We start from the raw sequence: 23366 nt of genomic DNA, 5'->3' as shown, positions 1-23366 counted from the left end.
ACTGGCTAGGGACGAAGCCCTCCAAACCAGGCGCTCGTTGACCATCAAGTATGAACAAACCAGAGAGAAGAACACCATGACCACCACCACCTACCCCACCTTGACCGACCAGGCACAGCGTCTCGCCACCATCGACTCACTTGCTGAGGGATTCCGCGCTCGGGCGCGTGAGTATGACGAGAAGGCGATTTTCCCGTACGAGAATTTCCAGGAGCTGCGGGCAGCCGGGCTCCTTTCCCTAACGTTGCCTGTGCGCTGGGGTGGCAGCGGGCTGTGGACTGAGGGTGGGTTTGCGCCCTACTACGAGCTGATTGAACGGCTCGCCGCTGTGGATGCACCAACCGCTCAGCTCTTCCAGGTGCACTCGCACAGCATCGGTATGCTGTCGCACGCTGCGACGGAAGCCCAAATGGAAAAGTACGTCGCCCCGCTGGCCCGTGCTGGCAAGCTGGTCGCCTCGGTCGGCAGTGAGGCGACACCCGGCAAGGTGAACTCAGGCGCGTCGAGTACAACTTTGGTACGCGATGATCAGGGGCGCTGGGTGCTCAACACCGTCAAGCATTTTGCCTCGCTGGGTCCAGCTGCTGATGCATACCTGATTTGGCTTGCTATGCCTGGAACCGAGGGTTATGACCACCGTACAGTCGGCGTGCTCGTTCCTCGGACGGCCCCTGAGCTTGAGCTCATCGACAACTGGGACACGCTCGGGATGCGTTCGACGGTCAGTTGGGGAATCAAGGTCACCGACTATGTTCTGCCCGATGACGCAATCTTCGGCGAGCCCGGTTGGTGGGAAGTTGACGACACTCGCACATTTACTCTCGCATTCGCCGCGAATCACCTCGGTGCAGCTAAGGGCTCCCTCGATTTCACGATCGACTGGGTGCGGTCTCGTCCTGAACTTGCCGAGAGCGAGCTCATCCGCTTCCAGCTCGGCGAGATGGCGTCCCAGCTGCTCGCCGCTCGGGCGGCTCTGTACAGCGCCGCCGACACGTGGGACTCCGGCGACCGCAAAACGGCCGAGTTTGAAAGTGTGCATGCATTAACCGTTGCGAAGCGCGTAGCGCTCGACGTGACCGGACGCTGCCTCGACGTGTGCGGTTCGCGGTCAATGTTTAAGGCGTTCCCGCTTGAGCGGTTCTACCGGGACACCCGCGCGTTTAGCCTGCACTATCGCGTCGATGGCTACACGAAGAACCTCGGCGGCGCACTGCTCGCTGGTGATTTCCGGGTGAATGGCAACGGCGGAGTTACGCCGGTCGCCGAATAGGGAGAGTGCTGGAATGATCACAATTGACCGGACTACAGATCCGCGAGTACTGCGCACCGCGTTCAGCTGCTTCCCTACCGGTGTCGCCGCGCTGTGTGCCGAGGTCGACGGCGAGTTGATCGGAATGGCCGCAAGTTCGTTCACATGCGTCTCCCTCGATCCAGCGCTCGTGTCGGTGTGCATCCAAAACGAGTCTCGCACCTGGTCGCGCCTGGCTCAGGCGCGCCGGCTCGGTGTGAGCGTCCTCGGTGCAGACCAGGGCGCAATCGTGCGCACAATTTCGTCCCGCGAGGGCGACAGATTCGCCGGCACCGAGCCAATGCTCCTTGATGGCGGCGCGGTCGTCCTGCGGGGCGCCCCACTGTGGCTCGAGTGCTCCCTGTGGAACACTATGCAGATTGGCGACCATCTGCTTGCCGTGTTCGAAGTGCACGGGGCGGATGCCGAACCTGATCGTGATCCACTGGTGTTCCATGCGAGCGCCTTCCGTGTCCTTGAGGGACGCGTGTGATCCCCCTGCCACGCTCACATCGTTCGAACGGCACGCAACTATCGAAGTGGATGATTTCATGACGCACCCGCAAGAAGGCCGCACCCGTGAGCTCATTCGGTTGTCTTCGACCCCTGACTCGGCTCCGTACTCCGCGGCGGTAGTGCTGGGGGAGCTGGTGTGGACCAGCGGAGCCTTACCCGTCGACCAGACCGGGGCAACTCCGACCAATTTCCCGGACCAGGTGCGCATGGCGCTCGAGAACCTCGGACAATCGCTCGAAGCTGCTGGCGCGGACTGGTCGACGGTTTTGAAGATAAACGGCTACGTATCCGATATAGGGCGTCTGCCTGAGCTGAACGAGGTCTACACCTCGATCGTGACCGTGCACGGCGCGCCGGCGCGTACCACCGTGGAAGTATCACGCTTTCGCGGTGCGGTGCAGGTCGAATTCGACGCCGTGGCATATCGGTGCGTAAAAGTGGCGGACAAGCAGTGAGCACGATCGTTGTCGGTGCCGGTGCAATCGGACTGTCCTGCGCATACGAACTCGCCGAGCTCGGGGAAGCCGTGCAGGTCGTTGACGCGGCGCAGCTGGGCGCTGCGGCGTCGGCGGGTAACGCCGGCTGGGTCACCCCGTTCCTGTCCTCGCCACGCGCCGCCCCCGGCGCATTCGGTGACGCCGTGCGCAGCCTGTTAACCGCGGACGGACCGTTGCGCATGCACCCGCATATCGACCCGGGGTTCGTATCCTGGTCGCTGCGGTTTCTGCGTGCGAGCTCTCGCGCCCGGCATGACCGAGCAGTCTCCGCACTGCACGATCTCGCCTCCCGGGCTCACGATGCCTTTGATTCACTCCATTCCCGTGGAGTCGAGTTTGAACTGTATCGCGAAGGACTGGGTGTCGTATTCAAGCAAAGAGAGAATCTCGAATCGTATGAGCAGGCGGTTCGAAGGATGCGCCGTTTCGGATACGTCGGTGACGTCGCGGTGTATCGGGGGGCCGAGATTCAGCAGTTCGATCCCGCGATCAACAGCCGTGTCGAGGGTGTCATGCACCTTGAGTCCGAGCGCCACGTGCGACCAGAGAGTCTGGTCCGCGGGCTCGCTGACGCGATCCGCGCCCAAGGTAGCACGATCCGTGAGCATGATGCCGTCAGTCAAATCAAACCGGGGGATGCCGGAGGGTGGCGGGTGAGCCTCGCCTCAGGCGTTGAGCTCACTTCCGATCGGTTGGTTGTCGCCGCAGGCTTTGCAACTCGCCGTCTACTCGCTCCTCTGGGGGTGAAGGTTCCGCTGGAGGCGGCTAAGGGAGTAAGCCTGACTGCACGAGGCAAGGGCACCGTGCCCAAACATCCGCTGAAGCTGTACGAGAACATGGTCGCGTGCTCGCCGTTCGATCAGTCGGTGCGACTGAGTGGGACCTTCGATGTGGGCGCGCGAGGCAGCGAGATCAACCAGAAGAGGCTGGCCATGGTGGTGCAGCAAGGAGTCTCGTACCTCGAAAACTGGCAACCGACCGACGTCGAACTGCAGTGGGCGGGCCACCGCCCGACAAGCGCTGACGACTTGCCGATAATCGGTCCCGTGCCCGGTCACGACGGACTTTACTTGGCGACCGGTCACGGCACGCTTGGTATTACGCTCGGACCACTGACCGGCGCTCTCGCTGCAAAAGAGGTTGTCGGGTCTGAGGAGCAGAGTGTTCTGGCCCCGTTTCGGCTGACACGTTTCTGAAGCGGCGGCAGGTTTGGACGCTGCCCCGTTCGGACTCGGCTTCCACCCCGACCTGATAGTGGGCGATGAAACCGTCGACGGTTGCCCCTGCTAGCGCGGTGGGGAGTGATGGTTGCGGCGGGAACCTGGCGAGTGGCCGTATCGGGTGCGTCTTCGACGGGGGAGAGTGCTGCCGACTTTCTCCGAAGGAATTACGAAGTGCCGACTGGTTGATCACTTCGACCAGCTCAATTTTCGCCACGTCTTCCGGATCGGTGGGTACCAGCCGATCCCACCGCGCAAGAACGGCGACTATTGCGGCCGCCGAGGATCCAGCGGTAATGACCAGGCCTTGCCACGTAGGTACCACGAGGTGGCGGCATCATTTTCGGGTCGGCAGCCCATGTGTCTCCATGGGAGGCGACCAACCGTCCCGCGGTTGGATGGGGGCCCACCAGTATGGGCGAAGTTCTCCTATTGGCTATTGATTCCGCGCCGGGCCGCTTTTGGATGCGGCCGTGGACACGCACCCCACGAGGAGGGTGAACTGAGCCGGAGGAAGCCGGGTGGAGAGCAGCAATCGCTTCTCGAATTGTGCCCAACCAGCTCTCGTGAATTTCACAGCCCTCACACGACTCTGGACCGTACCAATCACCTCCCCTGTGTAAAGTTTTTCTCGATACTCTTGCGGAAATCCAACGGGGATGACATTCTCTATCGATAACTGGTACATACCACTTTGGAGGAAAGATGCTTAAGAACCGAGCACTTGCGATCGGGGCAGTGCTTCTGTCAGCAACGCTGCTGGCTGGCTGCTCGACCGCGGCCGGAGGAACGGACGGCTCCGGCAAGGGAACCGTCAAGATGGTGGCCTGGCCCGGCCCGGAAGGCGACGCGATGGCTAAGGTGGTCGACGCCTACAACTCCGACCAGGGCAAGAAAGACGGCATCAAGGTTGACGTCGTGCTGCTCTCTCGCCAGGACACGTTCTCGAAGGAGACCGCCCTCATGGCGTCGAAGTCCAGCGACATGGACGTCTACTGGACGGCGTCCTACAACGTGGGCCAGTTCGCGCCCTCCCTCGACCCGCTCGACGGCATAGACACCTCCGGCTACTTCCCCGTCGCAGTTGACGGGCTCACGTACCAGAAGAAGCTCTACGCCCTCCCGCTCGACGTCAGCAACCACTTCCTGCTCTATCGCAAAGACCTCGTCGACGCGCTCCTGAACAACCCGGCCGCACAGGCGGAGTACGAGAAGATCAGCGCAACCGTGCTCGGGACGCCGCGTGCACCCAAAGACCCGCAGAAGTGGGATCTCGACGACTTCAAGGCCATGGCGGCCTATTTCTCGAAGTCAGCCAACCCGAACTCCCCAACCGAGTACGGCACGATCCTGCAGGCCAAGAACCTGCTCTACAACACGATGATCTGGAACGACGTGCTGTGGGGCTACGGCGGAAACTGGGCGAAAGACGGCAAGGCGTCGCTCGACACCGAGGCCGGCAAGAAGGCCGTCTCGCTCTACGCCGACATCTACAAGAACAAGTGGACCTCACCCGACAGTTCCCAGGCCGAGTTCCCTGAGACCCAGGCTGCGTTGCAGTCCGGCAACACGGCATTCGCGATCCAGTGGTCGGCGGCGTTCGCCTCGCTCAATGACCCCAAGCAGTCACCGGATGTCGCGGGCAAGATTGCGATCGCACCGGTTCCGGGTGGTCAGACCCACGTTCACGCCCTCGCGGTGTCGTTGAACAAGTCGAGCAAGAACAAGGCCGCCGCCAAGAAGTGGCTCTCCTACCTCGCCACGAACGACGCGATGACCAAGTACGCCGAAGCGGGTGGTATCCCGGCGATGCCGAAGGTGCTCGAGGCCAAGCAGTCGATCAACCCGGCGTTTGCGCAGGTTTCGGAGACGATCGCCAACAACGGCTACGCAGAGCCGGTCTTTCCGAAGACGTTCCAGGCCTACAGCAAGCTCGCTGAAGACCTGAGCGGCGCATGGGTCGGTCAGACTCCGGTCGATGAGGCGCTGAAGACCGCCAACAGCGACCTGCAGGCACTCCTGGACTAACCGGTCGGCACAGGCTCCAGCCGGAGTGGGGGCGCGCGTGAACCATGTCGCGGCCCCCACTCCACTCGAAAACGTGGCACCCCAGTCCCACAGAAGGTGAACCCAGCCATGGCGCACACCGCCGAACGCACAAAATCAATCGTCGCCGAGCGCCGGAAGCGCACACTTGCAGCAGGGATGCTCAGCCTGCCGCTGATCGCCTTCGCCGCACTCTTCATGATTTATCCGCTGCTCTCGGGAGCACTGACCGCCTTCCAGAGCAGCACTCTGCTCGATCAGTCCAACACATTCAACGGCCTGACCAACTTCGTCGCACTGTTCACCAACAACGGATTCGCGAAGTCTGCGGGTTTCACTGTCATGTTCGCGGCGATCGTCGTCACCGTCGAGATGGTGCTCGGATTCGGGCTCGCGCTGCTGGTGAACCGCAGGTTCCCCGGCAAGAAGCTGTTCTTCACGATGATCCTGTTGCCGATCATGGTTGCCCCCGCGCTGCTCGGTATCATGTTCCGCCTTCTCCTCAACGGCGACATCGGTGCGGTGCCGGCTATCCTCCAGGGACTCGGCATGAGCGTCTCCCTGTTCTCGCCGAGTTCGATCGTTCCCCTCCTGGTTGTGCTAGACATCCTGCAGTGGACGCCATTCACGTTCCTCATCATCTATGCGGGCTTGCAATCGTTTCCGAGCGAGCTGCTTGAGGCCTCGGCCATGGACGGTGCAGGCTACTTCCGTTCACTCCTGAGCATTGTGATGCCGGTACTGAAGCCTGTTCTGTTCGCGGCGTTCTTCCTCAGGGCGATCGATGCGCTCCGCACCTTCGACGTGATCTACGTGCTGACGGCCGGTGGCCCCGGCACGAGTACCACGACAGTCAGCATCTTCATTTACAAGGCCGCCTTCGAGTCTGGAGACTTCGGAAAGGCCGCGGCCGCGGCGCTCCTTGTTCTCGTGTGCCTGATCCCGTTCGTGCCGTTCATCGTCAAACGCATCTCTTCAACCGGAATGGAAGCCGAGAAATGAGCACCACCGCTACGGTCGGAGTGCAGCGAGAGCAGCCCAACAAGCGAACAGATGCCCGATCCAGGAAGCGCTCGAAGACGTGGGTCTTCACGGTTGTGGTCGGCATCATCGCGCTCCTCGTGAATATTCCACTGCTGAATGCGATTCTGGTCAGCTTCAAGCCCGACGGCGAGATCGCGAAGAACCCGTTGGCGCTGCCCACCTCGCCCACGTTCGACCACTACGCGAACGTGCTCTACGCATCCGGCTACGACTTCCCCCGCTTCTTCGTGAACTCCGCGCTGATCGCGCTCGGGACCGTCGCGGTGGTTTTGGTCATCGCGGTACCCGCAACCTACGCGATCGTCAGGCTCAACTTCGGCGGCCGGTGGATCATCAGCGGCGCCTCCGGACTCCGGTTGCTGCCGGCGATCTTCTTTATCGTGCCGTTCTTCATCCTGTTCTCCGCGCTCGGGTTGCAAGACAGCATCCCGGGCCTGATCGCGGCGAACACGTTCCTCAACCTGCCGCTGGCGATCATCCTCCTGGCCGCGGGGCTCCGCGACATCCCGAAGGAGATCGAGGAGGCTGCCGCTGTCGACGGCGCGAGCATCTACCGAACGTTGCTCGGCATTGTGCTTCCGATCCTCGGCCCCACAATGGTTGCCGTGTCGGTGCTGGTGTTCATCTTCACCTGGAACGACTACCTGTTCGCGCTGGTGCTGTCCACCTCGAACGCCACCCCGGTCACACTCGGCGCGGCCAACTTCATCACCAGCACCGGCATCCGCTGGGGCGACATCTCAGCAGCATCCTTCCTCTCCACGCTGCCGCCGCTCCTCTTCGCGATCTTCGCCCAGCGCTATCTTGTGAGCGGACTGTCTGCAGGGGCGGTCAAGGGGTGAGTGCTATTCAAGGGAAGAAGTCGACGATCCGAGGAGGAGACGCGCATGGCGCATAAGTACGAAACCGTGGCAGCCGGCATCCGTGCCTCGATCGCCAACTCGCTCTCGCCACACGACGCACTACCGTCCGAGCGGGACTTGATGGGCGTGTACGGGGTCAGCCGCATGACGGTGAGACAGGCCATCGCCAAGCTCGGTGAAGAGGGGCTCGTTTACAACGTTCACGGATCCGGGACCTACGTCGGTTCGGCCGACCTGTTTTCGAAGACCCCGAAGCTCACCTCGTTCACGGAAGACATGATCAGCCGTGGGTTCACCCCCGCGTCGCGCGTACTCGAACTTTCCCGATCCGGGGCGCCCGAAGACGTCGCCCGCCTCCTGGGCCTCGAGCCGGGTTCGGAGTGCACGCACATCCGCCGTCTCCGGCTGGCCGACACCAACCCGATGGCCATCGAAGACGTCTATCTGCCGGGGGCCATCCTTGATGTCGAGTCGTTCAATTTCGCTGAATCGCTCTACGAACAGCTGCGTGGAGCGGGTCACGATGTCTTCCGCGCCGAACAGAAGATCCAGGCGATCACCCTGGACGAAGAACGCAGCGGCCTCCTTGACGTCCCTCCCGGAAGCGCCGCGCTGGAAGTGACCCGCGTCAGTTCCTCCCGCCGCGGCAAGCTGGTCGAGTTCGCCCGCACCATTTATCGCGCAGACCGGTACTCCTTTCAGCTGGCCGTGACGAGGGATGCCGAACGATGAGCGACCTCACCGAATTCGCGGTCGGCATCGACATCGGTGGCACAAAGACTGCCGCTGGACTGGTCAACCGGCTCGGCGAGGTTGTGGCCAGGGCGGATACGCCGACTCCGGCGAAAGAGGGCGGGGAGCGTATCGTCGCGACGGCAGCTAGCTTGGCCCTGGGACTCATGTCAGGGCAGACGGTCACTGCCGTAGGAGTTGGGTCCGCCGGTGTCATCGATTCCGGCCGACGCCGCGTGATATCGGCAACTGATCACCTCGCAGACTGGACAGGTATCGAGCTGGGGGCCATGTTGGAGAGTCTTCTGGGCTTACCGGTGGTGACCGACAACGACGTGCACGCTCACGCCGTCGGCGAGGCTTTTGTTGGAGCAGGTCGGGGCCACGGAGCAGTTCTCGTTGCCGCGATCGGGACCGGCATCGGCGGCGCGGTCGTGATTGACGGGATCCCACAAGCGGGCACACACGGAGTGGGTGGTCATATCGGACACGTCACAGTGGAAGAAGCCGCCGGTCTGCTGTGCCCATGTGGACGCAGGGGACACCTCGAAGCAGTCTCCTCAGGCAATGCCCTCTATCAGCTATACCTGCGAAGGGGGGGCGACGTCGCCGCTCGCGACTCCCGCGCTGTGATTGCGCGGGCAGGGACCGACTCCATTGCGCATGAGGCCGTCGCCACTTCTGCCCGAGCACTCGGACGAGCGCTCGGTGACTTGGTGAACGTCATCGACCCCGGCGTTGTCATCATCGCGGGTGGCATGCGGAACGCGGGGGACCTGTGGTGGTCGGTCATGGACGACGCATTGCGGGCGACGACCATCCCTTTGCTTCAAACGGTGCCCGTTGTCAAAGCTCAGCTCGGCGATGACGCGGCCATCATCGGCGCGGCTAAGCGCGCGTTCGACTCGATAGAAAGAAACTCATGATCGAATCTCTCCACGGTGGCCTCATCGTTTCGTGCCAGGCTTACCCGGGCGAGCCACTGCGAGATGCACGGGCAATGTCACTGATCGCCCAATCGGCTGTCCTGGGAGGCGCGGCCGGCATTCGCGCTCAGGGACTCGACGATATTCGCTTGATAAGCCAGTCAGTAGCTCTGCCACAGATCGGACTGTGGAAAGTTGGAGCGGACGACGTCTTCATCACACCGACGCTCGCGCATGCCCTTGCCGTTATCGACGCCGGTGCCGGGATCGTGGCGATCGACGGGACGCGGCGTGCGCGTCCCGATGGCCTCACCCTTGCCGAAACGATCGCCGAGATCCATGCCCGCACGAGCGCATTGGTCATGGCCGACGTCGGGAGCTTCGACGACGGCTCCGCCGCACAGGATGCGGGTGCTGACATCGTGGGAACAACGCTTTCCGGCTACACGGGGGATCGGGGCAAGACTCTCGGCCCTGACCTAGAGCTTGTCGCGCTGCTCGCGGGCGCGCTGGAAGTGCCCGTCTTCGCGGAAGGTCGCATTCACACGCCGGATCAGGCGAGGGCGGCACTGGACGCTGGGGCCTACTCAGTCGTCGTCGGGACTGCCATTACTCATCCGACGACCATCACGTCGTGGTTTGTAGAGGCGCTGTCCCGCTGATCATGTAGTGGGGTCTCCTAAATGGCATTCGGAACCTGCGCCCCATTCAACTTAGTCCGCCTCACTTCAGCGACCTCCGATGCGGTCTTCGGCAGCACGGCGCCACTTCCGTGGGGCGACGGCAATCCCGGATGGCCCGCTTAGGTACACCGCATTGCCACCAGCATTAATGTCGGCCGTTATACAGACTGGATCTGAGGTGAGTTCGGCTCCGAGGGCTGTCAGTCTGTTGGCGACTTCGTCGCCATCGTCGACAAGGAACGCGACGTGCATGGCGCCCGGTTGAGGGTTATGCGGTTGGTCAGTGACCGGAGTGCGTTACCGCGCGACATGTTTCCGGCCCGGCCGGGCCAGCCCCTGACTCTCACCGGTGTATTGTTCCAGCGACCCGTATCAGGTCCGAGCGTAGTTGCGCTGCGGCGGGCGATTCGGATCTACTCCGGATAGAAACGATGCCGAGCGTCGATCGGGAAACGCCGGGGCCCGAGGCAAGTGTTACTTCGACAAGCTCCTCCGGTATCGCGCCATCTCCTGCGACTAGTACTGAATCCGTCGACAAGCAGACCTCCCCGAGAACGTGGATATTGTTGACAAGGAACGTGGAAGGGTGGCCCAATGCTGCTCGCTCGGCCAAGTCGAGCACACCGCCAAGGTCCGTGCCGGAGGCGATCGGATACGCTTCGATTTCCGCCAGTCCCGGTGTCATGCCCACTAGTGGATGACCCGGGCGAACGAAGAACCTGGGAATGATCTCGGCGAGGGCTTGACACGAAAAAGCCGGATCGTCCGCGATCGCGTCTTGTACCCCGATGAAGAACTCGATCTGGTCATCCAGCAACTGCTGTCTCATAGCGCTGGTCGAACCTATCGAAACCTCCACCTTCAAGTGCAGTTCCGAAGACGCATAGCGAGCAAGAACTTGCGGAAGCAAGGCGGTTGCAGTGAATGGTCCAATTCCGAATCGGACCGTGCCGGTGAGACCGTGTGACGCGGCCGACAGAGTCTTTTCGATCGAGAGCGCGTTCGAGAGGAGGTTGATCGCTTGCTTAAGGATTTGGTTTCCCACCGGTGTCACCCGCACGCCGGTGCGGTCACGATCGAGGAGACGCACTCCGAACTGTCGCTCAAGAATTTGAATATTCCGGGACACTGCCGGCTGGCTCAGGTTCAACTCCTCAGCCGCCCGCACGAAGCTACCGGCCGATACTACCGTGACAAACGTCCGCAACTTTTCGAGATCAAGCATGTCTGCGTCCTCCTTACCGTCCTGTCTGCCGTAAGTCGCCAGCCACAGGCTTGGAGGATATATCAGGAAAGCTGAGTCTAAACGAAGAATATCCGCATTGGACGAAACTATTAATGCTTTTTAGGATTGGCGAGACCGAAGGTGTGCCGCGCACGAGCCATTAGATCGACCGTTGCGTGTCCCTGCTCCCCGGCATCCCATCTCTGAACAAAGGAGTTACGAGTGGAACACAGCAAGAAGCGCTTCCTCGCCCTTGGGGCGATCGGTGCAGTCGCACTCTTGGCCGGCTGCGCCAGCGCAGCCGGCACTACCGTTCCAACGGCGGAAGCCGGCGACGACTTCGACTGGAGCGCCGTCGAGGCGGTCGAGCTCACGGCCAGCAGCGTTTTCCCGCCTGGTAGCACCGCGCAGGTCCTGGAAACCGAGTGGATGGCCGCGGTCACGAAGGCGACCGAGGGCAAGGTGACATTCGAGTATTTCGAAGGCGGGGTTCTTCACCCGGTGACCGAGGCCATCTCCGCGCTGAACTCCGGCCTGACCGATGTGACTTTCGTCAACAACGGCTATTTCGCCGATCAGCTCCCGATCTCGAATTGGGACGACGCCATCATGCAGACCGCAGTGAGCGGCTTCGGATACCCAAACATGAATATTGCGGGTATCGGGCAGCAAATCGTCCATCATTCGGACCCGGACACCCCCGCCCGAGCGGAGATGACCGCGAAAGGATTCATCCCAATTCTCCCGATGCTCAGCGGGCCGCAAGGGCTCCACTGCGCGAAGCCATTTGCCAGTCCCGCTGATCTCAAAGGCCGTACTGTCCGAGTCCCGTATCCTATCGCCCAGGAGGAACTCGAGTCCCTTGGAATGACCGGGATGTTTCTTCCGCCAAACGAAGTGTATGAGGCACTGCAGCGAGGCATAATCGACTGCGCATTGAATGCGACGACCAATATTCTTGCGGGCGGCTTGCTCGAAGTGTCCCCGTGGGTCGCCTTTCCTAACACGGCCCCGAGCCCCGGCGCGAACATCGCGATCTCAACCGCGGCTTGGGATGGGCTGATCCCCGAAATTCAACAGGTGATGCTCGATGCCCGATATAAGCCGTTCGAGCGATTCGCCCGCGATACGCTCGACGGATACGCGGACATCGTGACCGCGGCAAAGGATGCCGGTGGCGGAGTCATCGATGCCGCAAAGCTGAATCCTGCCATCGCACGGTACTGGGCAGGCCGGCCTGACCCCGTCAACAGCGCCCCCGCGGGCGTGGCCGATCCCAAAGCCGACGTCAAGCGGACGAATGCCATCACAGAGGCGTGGAGAGACTTCGCGGTCAACGAGCTCGGCGTGCCTGTTGACGGCGGTGACATCGTCGAGGTGCTCGGCCGCGGCTCGGGCGTCATGGACGACGCGGCGTGGGACGCCTGGAGCAAGGCCATCATCGACGGCCTTGGTGTGAGATGAGACTCGAACGACCCAAAACAGTCGCCCCGGATGACGAGCTCGCTATCCGCAACCTCGCCGCCCGCTTTACTGATGCAGCTAGCAAACGAGATATCGAGAGATGGCGTTCAACGTGGACCGAGGATTGCCATTGGTACATCGGCAACCGGGCGGTTGACGGCGCGGAGACAGCGGCGGCGTTCCTCAGTACGGCTCTCGAAAAGTATGACTGGTTCCTCATGATGTCGTTGTCGGGGCAAGTGTTCGAGAGTGACGGGATGATCAAGGGCATTTGGTATGTCCTCGAGTATCAGGGCAAGCCTCACGAGATCACCCAGATCTTTGGCACCTACGAGGACGTGTACGTCAAAGTTGACGGGGATTGGAAGTTCCGCAGTCGCGTGTTCCAGTCGTCCTACCGCGGTCCGATGAGCCCCGGACTGACGGCTCCAGTGATCTCTGGCGGCAACGCTACGCTCCTCGACCCCGAGACGCCTGCCGCCGTCGGCAAGTCATGTCCACAACCGGCCTGAAAGCGCCGACACTCGGCCTTGATATTCGTCGCGCCCACCCTGCCCAGCCAAACACCTACTAATGGAAGAAGCGATATGAAAGCGAATGAAATCCGTTTCGACGGGAAAGCAATTCTCGTGACGGGCGCTGGTCGGGGCATGGGTCGCGATCATGCGCAGCTGCTGGCATCCCGGGGCGCGCAGGTCATCGTCGCCGACAACGGCTCGGCCATGGACGGGTCGGCCAGCAGTACGGGGCCGGCGGAGTCCGTCGTTGCCGAAATCCTTGACGCGGGCGGTTCGGCGGTGGCATGTACGGCGGACTTGTCGACGGAGGAGGGGTCCGCTGCGGCCGTTCAGGCTGCGATCGACGCTTTTGGCCGAATTGATGGCATCCTGCATAACGCGAGCACTTCACCCAACCTGAGCAGCCCCGACAGGATCGACACGGGGCAGCTTGATCTGGTTCTGCGCATCAACACCTATGCGGGCTTCTGGCTGACGCGCGCGGCATGGCCGCACATGAAAGCGCAGGGGGGAGGGCGCTTCGTGTACGTGGCGTCCCACTCGATTTACGGAGTTGCCGGTTCCTCTATGTATGCCTCGGCGAAGTCCGCGTATATCGGGATGGCGCGGTCCGTCGCTCCCGAGGGGGCGAAGCACAATATTCTCTGCAACGTGATCCTGCCCACCGCACGCACGCGAATGACTGAACGGATGCCGCCATCGGAATACGCGGATTGGCTGTTCGAGACGATGGATCCGGCAAAGGTGTCACTCGGTGCCGCCTATCTGTTGAGCGACGAATGCTCGATCTACGGCGAAATCTTCTCAGTCGGAGGTGGCCGCGTCGCGCGCGTTCGTCTGGCGGAAACGACCGGCGTCATGGGGCCGGCGCTCTCGATAGAGGAGATGCGAGACGCATTCACAACAGTCATGGCCCAGGACGAGTACATCTATCCCAAGGACCAGCAAGAACGCGTCTCGATCGTGCACGCGTCCATGGGTTTCGCGGGCACGCTCCGCGAGGACGCGTACGCGGTCAAGGATGTCGGCTGACCGGTGGCAGAACGGTTGTCGATCCACTAGTCCAGGTCCTAAGAAGGTGAGGAAATCCATGCAACTTGAAAATAAGAGGATCGTCGTCGTCGGCGGCGCAAACGGAACCGGTGCGGCCATTGTCCGTGCCTTCGTCGCGGAAGGCGCAGGCGTCGCGTCGTTGGACATCCGCGATGCGGAGGGCGAATCGGTTGTCAGTGCTGCCAACGGGAAAGGCCCGGGAGAGGGACATTATTTTCACTGTGACGCATCGGTGCGTACCGAGGTGAAGGAAGCGTTTACGTCTGCGGCGGGCGTCCTCGGCGGCATCGACGCGATGGTGGTCACGGCCGGTGTGATGGGCAAGGTACTCGAGCCGGAGTCGATCGATGACGGTGAATTCGACCGGATTATGAACATCAATGTGCGGTCGATATTCGTGACCAACCAGGAGATCTTCCCGTATCTGAAGGAGAACGGTGGCGGCCGCATCATCAATTTCGGTTCCGGTTCTGCTCTTCGCTCCTACCCGTCCGCCGTCCATTACTCGGCGTCGAAAGGTGCTGTGATCTCCTGGACTCGATCCCTCGCGTTCGCCTGGGGTAAGCACAACATCACGGCGAACGTCGTGAACCCGGCGATCGCGCGAACCCTGATGTTCACCGAATCGGCCCAGGAAGCGGCGAGCGAAGGCAAAGAGGCCACCGCGAATCAACTGGAGAGTATGTTCCCGCTCGGTTCGCGGCGCTTCCCGCCGACGAAGGAGGATCTGCCGGTCGGGTTCGGCGACCCGGATGCGGACCTCGCGCCCGTGCTGGTCTTCCTCGTCGGCGACGGTGCCCGCTTCATCACTGCTCAGATCATCCCCATTGACGGGGGATTGACGCCGGGCCGCTGATTCCCACAACAGGTCACAAACAACTGCCATCTGGCGTCGAGTGGGACGTCAATTAACGCGGGAGACCACCGACCGCGCATGGATAACGAGATTGGATACGGCAATGATCAAGGCAGTTTCGCTGCATTCGCGAAACCCGAACCTATCCGTGGAGGAGTTCGTCGAGTACTGGCATACGGTTCACGCGCCGCTCTGCGCGAGGCTCATGCAAGGACTCGGGTTGCGTAGGTACGTCGCGAGTTTTCCGATCATCAACTCACCGAACTTCGGCGGGGTGGGACCCGACTTCGACATCGTGGCCGAGATCTACTTCGATGATCGGGAGTCGCTCGAAGCCGCGCTTTCGTCGCCTCAGTTCAACACGCCGGAACGGATGGCTAGCAGCGCACACCTATTCGACCTGGAGAACAGCCGCAATGCGATCTGCGAAGAGACTTCGTTCCCTGTGTGACTGAGCCTCTCCTCAGACGAAACGCTAGGCTCCAACCTTCACCGAGACGCCGCCGCGTCGTCGACAGGATCGACCCTAATGGCACCAGCGGGACTGGCACGCGGGACCAGTGGTAAGCGTGCATCTGCCAGTCACTGGAACTAGTGGCAACTAGCAGGTGCACACTCCCGCCTATGTGCTGGTCGAGCCTGTCCACATCGGCTGCGAGGTCGTCCCGAAGAGGTGCAGGTAGAGGTCCTAGTCTTTGCCGACGTAGGCGGCGCCGAAAACGCCACCGGTGCACTCCCCGGCAGCGTAGAGGCCCGGAATCACACCAGCCTGCCCGAGCACTTGGGCATCGCGATCGATCCGCAGGCCGTACGCGGTCACGTTGACAAGGGCAGGCCGCATTTCCGCGACGTAGAAGAGTCCGGTGGCAAGAGCTCAGGAATCGCGCGGATTTGCCGAGGTCCCGATCTTCGCCGTCTACAGCCAATTCGTTGTAACGCTCGATCTCGGCTGTCGCTGCATCGACCGGAACTCCCATGAGTCGCAGCGGATCGGGCAAGGATGGCCCGCGGTGGATCGCACTCCGATCGACGAGGTCATCGACGATGTCGGCGACCAGGGTTTGCGGTACCAACTCGCTCGTAAATTCCCCAGACTCCTACTTTTCCCTGCTGTATATCAGGGTGAGCTTGTGCCCGTCGTAGTCATTCTCAGCCCGCTCGAAGTGGCTCCCGAACTCGATTCCTCTTGCGGTGAACGGAATCCCAGGAATAGCATTCAACGTCAGGTGAGACCCGGCGGCGATCGCTAACCCGAATAGCGAGAGCCACCGGGCTTCCTCCTTTATATCGTGTAAAGATGCAGTAGCGCCATGCCATCAGCCGACAAAGGTGTCGGATCAAGATGGGCAGCACCATTTCGGGCAACAGGATCCCTGTCGTAGGCCCTCTCCTAAGTCAAACGGCACCTACACGCTGTCAAGCGGCCCGGGCCGCCCAACCGTCACCCGAGGGAGGGTATACCGGCAGTCTATAGATCGCCTATGATTTTCCTGAGCCCCGCTCATTGAGTGTGTTGCTTCGGCGCGGTGCCTCGTCTGCCTCCTAGGGAGACCGACGAGACTCCGAGCGATGCGTCGTCCCTGATACGCGTCGGGTTACGTGTAGAACCGAAGCATCCGCCGTGACGTGCCGCGCGTAGAACGGGAGACCAACTTGAGAAAGATCGTAGCTGGGACGAGGAAGCCTGAACCCAAGTGCCCGAAGTGCGACTGCCGAACTCGGCTTATCCCAAACCCGTACTTTGGCTCCGGCCTGGCGGTCCACCGCTATCTCCGCGCCTGCTCTCGTTGTGACTGGATTGTCATCGTCAGAGAGCAACCGACTGCACTTTCCCCGACCGCTGAGGACAACGAAGTGAGCAAGCCCAGCGCGAGCGGTCGAGGGATCTGGAAACGCAGGCGAGAGAGCTAGCGGGATGCGCAGGCGCTAGATCCGGGCTCCTCGGCTCGGTTCCAATCTGCTTGACCTGACCTGCACGGCTTTATACGCCGAGCCGTCCGTCCGACCCTCCCTGCTATCGCCGAGCCACGTCCCGACAATCACTCGGCCCCGCTCGTCGCGTGGAGATGAGTGATCCCAATACCGCGCGTCGAGCCAGACGGAACCGTTGCGATACTGGCTGATGTAGCAGACGTGTGAGCCGGCCCATGAGAGCTTTCAACCTCCAGGGCAGAGTATGCGCTCAGCGGCGCGCACCGATGTGTGAGGACTGGTTCATCACCCGATGCTGCTCATGCCGTTTGCTTCAAGTGACGCAGGATGGTGGCTGCGTCGCCGGGGCGTCCGAGAAGATAACCCTGCGCCCGGTCGCACCCCGCAGCGCGGACAGCCGCCAACTGCGCCTCCGTCTCGACGCCTTCCGCGATCACGCGAAGTGAGAGGCCGTGGCCGAGTCCCACTATGCCCGCGAGGAACGGGGATACAGCACTGCTGGTCTGCTCAGTCGTGAAAGCTCTGTCGATCTTTACCTCGGTCACTGGCATCCGTTGCAACTGGGTAAGCGAAGAGAAGCCTGTTCCGAAGTCGTCGATCGAAAGCCCGGCGCCAAGCTCACGCAACTCTCGTAGCACGGTGCGGAGAACGGCGTGGTCGGTGACAACCTGGCTCTCGGTAATTTCGATGGTCAGAGATGCGGCCGGGAAGCCCGTCTGGTGCAATGCTTCTTTGACCTGCGAAAGAAAGTCGGGGGCACTGAGCTGGGCCACCGAGACATTGACGGCCATTTCGACAGGAAGGCCGGCCTTGTGCCAACTCGCGCCCGTGCGCGTGGCCTCCTGAAGAACGTGCGTTCCGACTTCCCGGATGAGCCCGCTCTCTTCAGCGATGGGGATGAAGGAAGCGGGGGAGATCATTCCGAGCTCCGGATGCTCCCACCGCACCAAGGCCTCAACGCCAACTATGCTGCCGTTGGCCAGGTCAATTTGGGGTTGGTAATGGACTCGCAATTCACCGCGGCCGGCGGCTCCGCGAAGGTCAGTCTCCAACCGGAGCCGTTCAGTGTCCGCTTGGTCCGGGTTAATGTGGCCGGTGATGGTTGCCTTCGACCGGTGCAGGTCAAGGTCTGCCAACTCCATCATTCTTTGGGCCGGTTTCCCGAAAGCTCCGGCCTCCTCGATGGAAGGTCCGGTGCTTGTGGCAACACCGATAGCCACATCCGCGAATAACATCTCACTGCCGATACGCAGGGGTTCTGCGAACGACTGGCGTATTTCGGCAATGATCATGGCTGCACGGTCGACGGCGTCGGGGCATAACGCCAGTACGGCAAATTGGTCCCCATTGATACGGGCCACGATGTCCCCGCCGTCAACGCAACGTCCCAGCCGCGTCGCGACCTGGCGAAGGACTTCATCGCCGGCCCCGTGCCCCAGACTCTCGTTGAAACGCTTGAAACGGTTGATGTCGCAAAGAAGCACTCCGACGGAGTGACCAGCTCCGGATGCCTTCCCCAACGCCCTCTGAAGTTCCTCTTCGAACAGGGTCCGGTTAGCGAGACCGGTGAGCGGGTCGCGCAGTGCCTTCCAGCGCGCTTCTTCCATCAGCTGCGCATTGTGGAGGGCTACCGACGCGAGGCCAGCCAAGCCCGACAATCGTTGGACAGCCGCGTGATCGAGCGAGCGCGGAGGGTTGCCGTCCCAGTGTGCGATGACAAGGCCCCGGAAGTCTTCGTTTGTGAGGATGGGTATCGCTAGAAGCGCTTTCAACTCGAAGTGGTCGAGCATTGACTGGGCCCAGTCTGAGCCTCGCCCGTCGATGAGCAGCGGGGCGGGGCAGATCAGCATGTCGCTGAGTTCGGGGCTCTCCTGTGTGGTGAGAACAAAGTCGGAGAGTTTCTGCGCGAGGGCTCCCCGCCATCCAGTGGCACCATGAAAGCGGAGTTGTGCGGTGCCTGAGTCCCAGAGAGCCACACCCGAGCGATTAGCCCCCGACAGCACGAGCGCTGCCTCTGACATAGACTGCGCGACGTCGTCAACCGTGTACTGCTCGGAAAGGGACCGGGCGGCCTCCAACAGCATCTCGGCCGTTTCCCGCTGCTCACGTGATTCGGCCAGCAGGATGGTCATTTCTATGCCGGCGGCGGCGTGATGCGCATATGCCGCCAGCATGATGTGGTCGTCCGAGGAAAAGTGAGCGTCTTGGGGGGCGATTGCAATCAGGGTCCCGTAGCTGTGTGTTCCCGAGGCCACTGGGGCGGCGAGAACATTTCCTCCGAAGTCCTTGTCGCGGTCGTGGCCATGGGCGTGGCGCCCCGTGCGGGTAAGCGCCTCCGCTGCCACTTCACGATCGCCTCGCGACCGGGAATGCGTCAGCCCGTTGGGGAGTTGTATAGCCAAGTCGTGGCGGAGAGCGGGAACCGCATCGGCTGCCCCAACAATGACACGATCGAGCACGTCGTGCAGTGAGCCACCTAGAGCCAAGTGTTTCGCCGCGATTTCGAGCGCCCGGAGCCTGTCCTGCTCAGGGTTGACGGAATCGACTGCAGGATGTTCCGCCATTTGTGCGCGCATTTGTGCAACTTCTCTCGCTTCGGCAGCCCGGCCGACCCGAAGGGTCCCGTGGCTTTGCGTCCCCGACTTGCGCCGGGTTTGCTATTTACGTTGAGGTAGTGCGGGCGAATGCACCGCCCTGATGATTCCGGGAGGGTGCGGGAATGTCCACTCTCTTTGAGGCTACTAATGAGCACTCCTCGTCCGGAGTTCTTGCTCTACCCCAATTCTAGGTACGGCTGGTGAGACGTGGATTGAGCGGGCCGCCGACACAGCGATGATCGTCGCGGACCGCTGGTCGAGGCCTCCGTCCTCATTGCGATTGCGTGTGAGGTCGAGGAACGCTTCGAGTGCGTTCGGATTGAGCGATGCCTCCCGAAGCAAGGTGATCAGCGACTAATTGTGTCTGATGGGCGTTCGCCGAACCGTTGCCGGTATGCGGCCGCGAAGCGGCCGAGATGCACGAATCCCCAACGCGCCGCTACCTCGGTCACTGTCGCGGCACCGGGCTCGGTGGCTACGAGTTCCTTGTGCACCTGCTCAAGCCGGAAATCGCGAAGGTATCTCATCGGGGACGTGCCAACTGAACGGCGGAAGTTCTCCTGCAGGCTGCGCACGCTGGTCGAGGAAGCGGCGGCGAGCTCCGCCGTAGTCCACGCGTGGGCTGGACGCGCTCGCATCAGGTCTACTGCCTCAGAGACCGAATGTCCGCCCGCGTGGGGCGGAGTGGCCCGAAGTACTTCCGAGTAGTTGTGAGGTTGCGCGAGCAGCAGGCTGTGAATCAACACTTGTTCAAGACGGTGCGCGGCGAGCGGGTGCTGGAGCATGCCGTCATCTTGGTTGGACGCGGCGTCGATTAGTCGGAGTGCCCGCAACACTGTGCGTCCGGGCGGAGAGGCGAGGTCCAGGGCCATTGAGAATTCCAGTGGCCTCTTGAGGCTGTGTCCCAGGAGGCTCTCCAGTTCGAACTGTAGTCCCGCCTTCGGGAGCATGAGTGCGATCTGGGCGAAGTCGTCGTCGCAATCGAGATCGACGGGAAGGCCGGGTGCGAAAATTGCGGCGGTTTGCGGGGTCCCGTGCACGGGGTCACGCGGGCCGGCTTGCATCCTCGCCTTGCCTGCGACGGGAATGTCGACATGATAGTTCGCAGCTTCCACGGTCTGAATTCGCATGGCGTCCCCGAATTGCAGGTACCCCGCCGTCACGCGTCCAACCTTGATTACATTCAGGGACATGTCGAGGGAGGTCGAAGCGGATGCCGACGGGAAGTCCATCGGTAGGTACACCTCGCTCAGCGTCCGGCGTGCCACGTCGAGGTCCCGGCAGGAGACGACGGGATGACGGCTGAACACCTCACGAGACGTCGACTGCATACTGTGATTCTGGCGTAGGGAAGGCTCCGTAGGCGTTGTGCCGCTCCATTCCGCGTTATTGGGATCCCGTGCACCGCGCTTTTCGGATTTCGTCTGCATTTCCGGACCGTTAGCTTGGAAGGACCACGCTCCGGACCCGGTCGGGCCCCGTTGCATGGCTGCACGGTGTCCCTCTTTTTTCGGGTAAGGGGGACGCCGTGCATTCCGAACGCTGCGACCTAACTGCAATGGACTAGGACGCTCGTTTCAAATCAGGCCTTGATGGCACATCGCCTCGCTAGACGGGGTGGGTCACAGGAGTCGATTTGCCCCGATCTGAACCGCGCCTGGAGCACTCCAACCGAATTATCCCGAGGACGCAGCCGTGGTTCCGAACGGCATACATTTCCGTCGCGCATCGATGCGCTCCCTCATCCTCTGAAAGTTGTAGAGCACTTATGCGCGCGCCCAATCGTCGGCTGTACCAGTCAGTCTCGCGACCGTTGCGGCAATGTCGGCGTATGGTCCTGGGTCCGCTGTTTTGGGCGTGGTTCAAAGCCGAAACGCAGGACCGGCGCGACTGGCTTTACCCGACCGGGCCATCCGAGATCACGATTGCCGGAACTGACCCCGCCCACATCCTCATAATTGGTGACGGCCCCGCAGCGGGTTTCGGCGTGCGGACCCACCAGCTCGGTGTGGCTGGGCATTTGGCCAGACATCTCTTCGAATTCCTCGAGCGCGGCGTAGTGGTGACTGTCGCGGCACAACCGGGTGCGTCGGCTCGCTCGACCCTCAAACGCATTGGCGACATGGACGTCGACGGCTACGACTCAATCGTGCTCATGCTCGCCACCACGGATGCTTCTTGCCTCACAGCTCGGCGTAGTTGGCGGCGCAACATGGTCTGTTTGGTGCGCGCCTTGGAATCTGCGGATGCATCCCTGTTCGTGACGAGCGCCGCCAGCCTGCACCTGGCCAAACGGCTCTCACCCCTCGCGCGCGTGGTTACTGGCGGGCACGCGCGAACCCTCAACGTCGAGACCAGTCGAATCTGCGCACAATCAAACACGACAATGATTCCGTTGGATACCGTTTCATCTCTCACATCCCGCACCTATGCGAAGTGGGGCCGCCGCATCGGTACACACGTCGCCGACTCGCTGAACAAGGGAACAGTGCAACCGCCTTCCAAACCGCATCGAAGTGAACTCCCGCGCAGCGTGCAGCTCACCGGACAGGCCGCCGCATGAACCCGAGGCGACTCCGCGCCGCGAAGCCGGAGCCAGTTTGCCCAAAATGCGGATCTCGGACCCGCCTCATTCCAAACCCGCACTTCGGAGTCGGGCTAGCGGTGCACCGCTATTTACGGTCATGCGGGCGCTGCGACTGGATTGTGATCGTGAACAACCAACCCGCCCGCCCGCCCGCACCTCCGACCGCGGCCCCGGTCGAGCACGTCAAGTCAACGCATGTGCTCGGCCGCCTCCGAAATCGCCGCGGCAAGACCACCACACATCAGAGCGATGTGCCGTCCGGGCTCGAGGCGACCCGGGCGCCGTCGACGCGCGAGAATGCACCACGCGAAGGGGAATGACGAACACAATGGGTATCGGCGGACCGGTCGCCGAGGCGGTCTGGCAGCCGGAGATGTCACAGCGTCACAGCGCCGAGCAGGCGGCCCAGAATGCCCCGGAGCCGCGCACGATGTTGGCCATGCACAGGGCGATGACACCCGGCGATGCTCGCGTTCGCCACAGGTGGAGTGTGGCGAAGCCCACGCCCAGCCCGGTGATGATCCACCAGTACACCGGGCTCGTCGAGCCGGCGATGACCGTTGGTCCAAAGAGGCCGTCACCGATCAGGATGACGCCAGCGGGGTGACCGTTAGGGCTTGCCACGCTGCCACACCGTATCTCACGAGGGCGTCCAGGTGTTGCTGGGGCGCAGCATCTGGCTGTAGCAAGCTCGCACGCACGAAGCGTGAGGAATAGGATCTCGCCATGGACAGCCAGGAGAACGGCAAGAGCGACGTCCAGAAACCGGCCACGGGCACCGCGGCACAAGCCGCCGCCGCCTGGACCCCGCCGGAAGCCATGACTGGCCGCGCCAGCCCCGCGAAAGCCGCGGTCGGCGACAAGCCGGTCTTCGCGTACATCGCCAGCCTGCCGCAGCCGCAGCGGGGCGTCGCCGAAGCGGTCGATGCGCTGGCGGCCACGACGCTGCCCGACCTCCAGCGCTCTGTGAAGTGGGGCATGGCGTACTACGGCGTCGGCGACGGGTGGTGCTTCAGCTGCGGCGGCTTCGCCGGCCATGTGAAGCTCATGTTTATCAATGGCGCGGCGCTCGAGCCGGTACCGCCGGTGACGCCGGTGGGGATGGGCAAGGCGACACGGGGTGTGGAGCTCGAGTCGGTGGACGACCTTGACCAACGCCAGATCGCGGCGTGGATGGAACAGGTCGCGTCCGTGCCGGGTGTCGGCGGCAAGAAGCGCTGAATACATCGCAGCCAAATCTCTCCATCCGGCCAGATGCTTCGCATCGCCAAATCTCTCCTGCGTCTATAGTTGGCCCGACTTGGTGTCCAACGACGAAA

22 protein-coding genes, 1 pseudogene and 1 riboswitch are annotated in these 23366 nt (G+C 62.2%); of the genes and pseudogenes, 18 read left to right on the top strand and 5 right to left on the bottom strand.

Features of this window, described 5'->3' with window-relative positions:
- Positions 1-76: 76 nt before the first annotated feature.
- The 10 genes from AB4Y94_RS05185 to AB4Y94_RS05140 all read left to right on the top strand — a co-directional run bounded on the left by AB4Y94_RS05185 (position 77) and on the right by AB4Y94_RS05140 (position 9794).
- Entirely contained in the window at positions 77-1270 is a 1194-nt protein-coding gene (locus AB4Y94_RS05185) for an acyl-CoA dehydrogenase family protein (protein ID WP_441725679.1), read from the top strand.
- A 13-nt stretch (positions 1271-1283) separates the two neighbouring features.
- A complete protein-coding gene (locus AB4Y94_RS05180) occupies positions 1284-1781 on the top strand; it encodes a flavin reductase family protein (RefSeq protein WP_441725676.1) in 498 nt (165 codons plus the stop codon).
- Between the two features lie 46 nt (positions 1782-1827).
- Entirely contained in the window at positions 1828-2259 is a 432-nt protein-coding gene (locus tag AB4Y94_RS05175; RefSeq protein ID WP_441725674.1) for a RidA family protein, read from the top strand.
- Positions 2256-3497: an NAD(P)/FAD-dependent oxidoreductase gene (locus tag AB4Y94_RS05170; protein ID WP_441725671.1), complete on the top strand. Its 1242-nt coding sequence runs from the start codon at positions 2256-2258 to the stop codon at positions 3495-3497. Before AB4Y94_RS05175 ends, AB4Y94_RS05170 begins: the two co-directional genes overlap by 4 nt.
- A gap of 729 nt (positions 3498-4226) precedes the next feature.
- Positions 4227-5549, top strand: a complete 1323-nt coding sequence (locus AB4Y94_RS05165) for an ABC transporter substrate-binding protein (protein WP_441725668.1) — start codon at positions 4227-4229, stop codon at positions 5547-5549.
- 108 nt (positions 5550-5657) lie between these two features.
- Positions 5658-6569, top strand: coding sequence for a carbohydrate ABC transporter permease (locus tag AB4Y94_RS05160; RefSeq protein WP_441725665.1), 912 nt, complete (start codon positions 5658-5660; stop codon positions 6567-6569).
- On the top strand, positions 6566-7453 hold the full coding sequence (locus AB4Y94_RS05155) for a carbohydrate ABC transporter permease (RefSeq protein ID WP_441725663.1): 888 nt from the start codon (positions 6566-6568) through the stop codon (positions 7451-7453). The genes AB4Y94_RS05160 and AB4Y94_RS05155 overlap by 4 nt, the downstream gene beginning before the upstream one ends.
- 45 nt (positions 7454-7498) lie before the next feature.
- Positions 7499-8206 (top strand): GntR family transcriptional regulator, encoded by a 708-nt coding sequence (locus AB4Y94_RS05150; protein ID WP_441725660.1) that lies wholly within the window; start codon positions 7499-7501, stop codon positions 8204-8206.
- Positions 8203-9132, top strand: coding sequence for an ROK family protein (locus tag AB4Y94_RS05145; RefSeq protein ID WP_441725657.1), 930 nt, complete (start codon positions 8203-8205; stop codon positions 9130-9132). The genes AB4Y94_RS05150 and AB4Y94_RS05145 overlap by 4 nt, the downstream gene beginning before the upstream one ends.
- On the top strand, positions 9129-9794 hold the full coding sequence (locus AB4Y94_RS05140) for an N-acetylmannosamine-6-phosphate 2-epimerase (protein ID WP_441725654.1): 666 nt from the start codon (positions 9129-9131) through the stop codon (positions 9792-9794). The genes AB4Y94_RS05145 and AB4Y94_RS05140 overlap by 4 nt, the downstream gene beginning before the upstream one ends.
- A gap of 364 nt (positions 9795-10158) precedes the next feature.
- On the opposite strand, the gene AB4Y94_RS05135 is transcribed toward AB4Y94_RS05140, so the two are convergent.
- Positions 10159-11040, bottom strand: a complete 882-nt coding sequence (locus tag AB4Y94_RS05135; RefSeq protein ID WP_441725651.1) for a LysR family transcriptional regulator — start codon at positions 11038-11040, stop codon at positions 10159-10161.
- A 222-nt stretch (positions 11041-11262) separates the two neighbouring features.
- On the opposite strand from AB4Y94_RS05135, the gene dctP reads away from it, so the two are divergent.
- The 5 genes from dctP to AB4Y94_RS05110 all read left to right on the top strand — a co-directional run bounded on the left by dctP (position 11263) and on the right by AB4Y94_RS05110 (position 15382).
- The gene (gene dctP / locus AB4Y94_RS05130) at positions 11263-12504 is read left to right on the top strand and encodes a TRAP transporter substrate-binding protein DctP (protein ID WP_441725648.1); all 1242 of its coding nucleotides are present in this window, start codon (positions 11263-11265) and stop codon (positions 12502-12504) included.
- Entirely contained in the window at positions 12501-13016 is a 516-nt protein-coding gene (locus AB4Y94_RS05125; RefSeq protein ID WP_441725646.1) for a nuclear transport factor 2 family protein, read from the top strand. The genes dctP and AB4Y94_RS05125 overlap by 4 nt, the downstream gene beginning before the upstream one ends.
- A 75-nt stretch (positions 13017-13091) precedes the next feature.
- On the top strand, positions 13092-14054 hold the full coding sequence (locus tag AB4Y94_RS05120) for an SDR family NAD(P)-dependent oxidoreductase (protein ID WP_441725643.1): 963 nt from the start codon (positions 13092-13094) through the stop codon (positions 14052-14054).
- A gap of 46 nt (positions 14055-14100) precedes the next feature.
- Entirely contained in the window at positions 14101-14931 is an 831-nt protein-coding gene (locus AB4Y94_RS05115) for an SDR family NAD(P)-dependent oxidoreductase (protein ID WP_441725640.1), read from the top strand.
- Positions 14932-15034: 103 nt separating this feature from the next.
- A complete protein-coding gene (locus tag AB4Y94_RS05110) occupies positions 15035-15382 on the top strand; it encodes an EthD domain-containing protein (protein WP_441725637.1) in 348 nt (115 codons plus the stop codon).
- Between the two features lie 237 nt (positions 15383-15619).
- On the opposite strand, the pseudogene AB4Y94_RS05105 reads toward AB4Y94_RS05110, so the two are convergent.
- Positions 15620-15775, bottom strand: a pseudogene (locus AB4Y94_RS05105) (FAD-binding protein); the annotation flags it as partial.
- 19 nt (positions 15776-15794) lie between these two features.
- On the opposite strand from AB4Y94_RS05105, the gene AB4Y94_RS05100 reads away from it, so the two are divergent.
- The gene (locus AB4Y94_RS05100; RefSeq protein WP_441725634.1) at positions 15795-16181 is read left to right on the top strand and encodes a hypothetical protein; all 387 of its coding nucleotides are present in this window, start codon (positions 15795-15797) and stop codon (positions 16179-16181) included.
- Positions 16182-17162: 981 nt separating this feature from the next.
- Here AB4Y94_RS05100 and AB4Y94_RS05095 read toward each other — a convergent pair.
- Both AB4Y94_RS05095 and AB4Y94_RS05090 read right to left on the bottom strand, forming a co-directional pair.
- Complete coding sequence (locus AB4Y94_RS05095) at positions 17163-19439, bottom strand: putative bifunctional diguanylate cyclase/phosphodiesterase (RefSeq protein ID WP_441725631.1); 2277 nt, start codon at positions 19437-19439, stop codon at positions 17163-17165.
- An 18-nt stretch (positions 19440-19457) separates the two neighbouring features.
- Positions 19458-19532, bottom strand: a riboswitch (cyclic di-GMP riboswitch).
- A gap of 275 nt (positions 19533-19807) precedes the next feature.
- Positions 19808-20791, bottom strand: a complete 984-nt coding sequence (locus AB4Y94_RS05090; RefSeq protein WP_441725628.1) for an AraC family transcriptional regulator — start codon at positions 20789-20791, stop codon at positions 19808-19810.
- Positions 20792-21291: 500 nt separating this feature from the next.
- Between AB4Y94_RS05090 and AB4Y94_RS05085 the strand changes: the two genes are divergently transcribed.
- A complete protein-coding gene (locus AB4Y94_RS05085) occupies positions 21292-22023 on the top strand; it encodes a hypothetical protein (protein WP_441725625.1) in 732 nt (243 codons plus the stop codon).
- A gap of 408 nt (positions 22024-22431) precedes the next feature.
- Here the strand turns inward: AB4Y94_RS05085 and AB4Y94_RS05080 are convergent, their stop codons facing one another.
- The gene (locus tag AB4Y94_RS05080; RefSeq protein WP_441725622.1) at positions 22432-22671 is read right to left on the bottom strand and encodes a DUF6518 family protein; all 240 of its coding nucleotides are present in this window, start codon (positions 22669-22671) and stop codon (positions 22432-22434) included.
- Between the two features lie 102 nt (positions 22672-22773).
- Between AB4Y94_RS05080 and AB4Y94_RS05075 the strand changes: the two genes are divergently transcribed.
- A complete protein-coding gene (locus AB4Y94_RS05075; protein ID WP_441725619.1) occupies positions 22774-23268 on the top strand; it encodes a DUF1801 domain-containing protein in 495 nt (164 codons plus the stop codon).
- Positions 23269-23366 lie beyond the last annotated feature (98 nt).

The organism is Glaciibacter sp. 2TAF33, assembly GCF_052114945.1.
Lineage (GTDB): Bacteria > Actinomycetota > Actinomycetes > Actinomycetales > Microbacteriaceae > Cryobacterium.
Note: the sequence above shows the minus strand (reverse complement) of the source record. Positions and strands in the feature narration are given on the sequence as shown.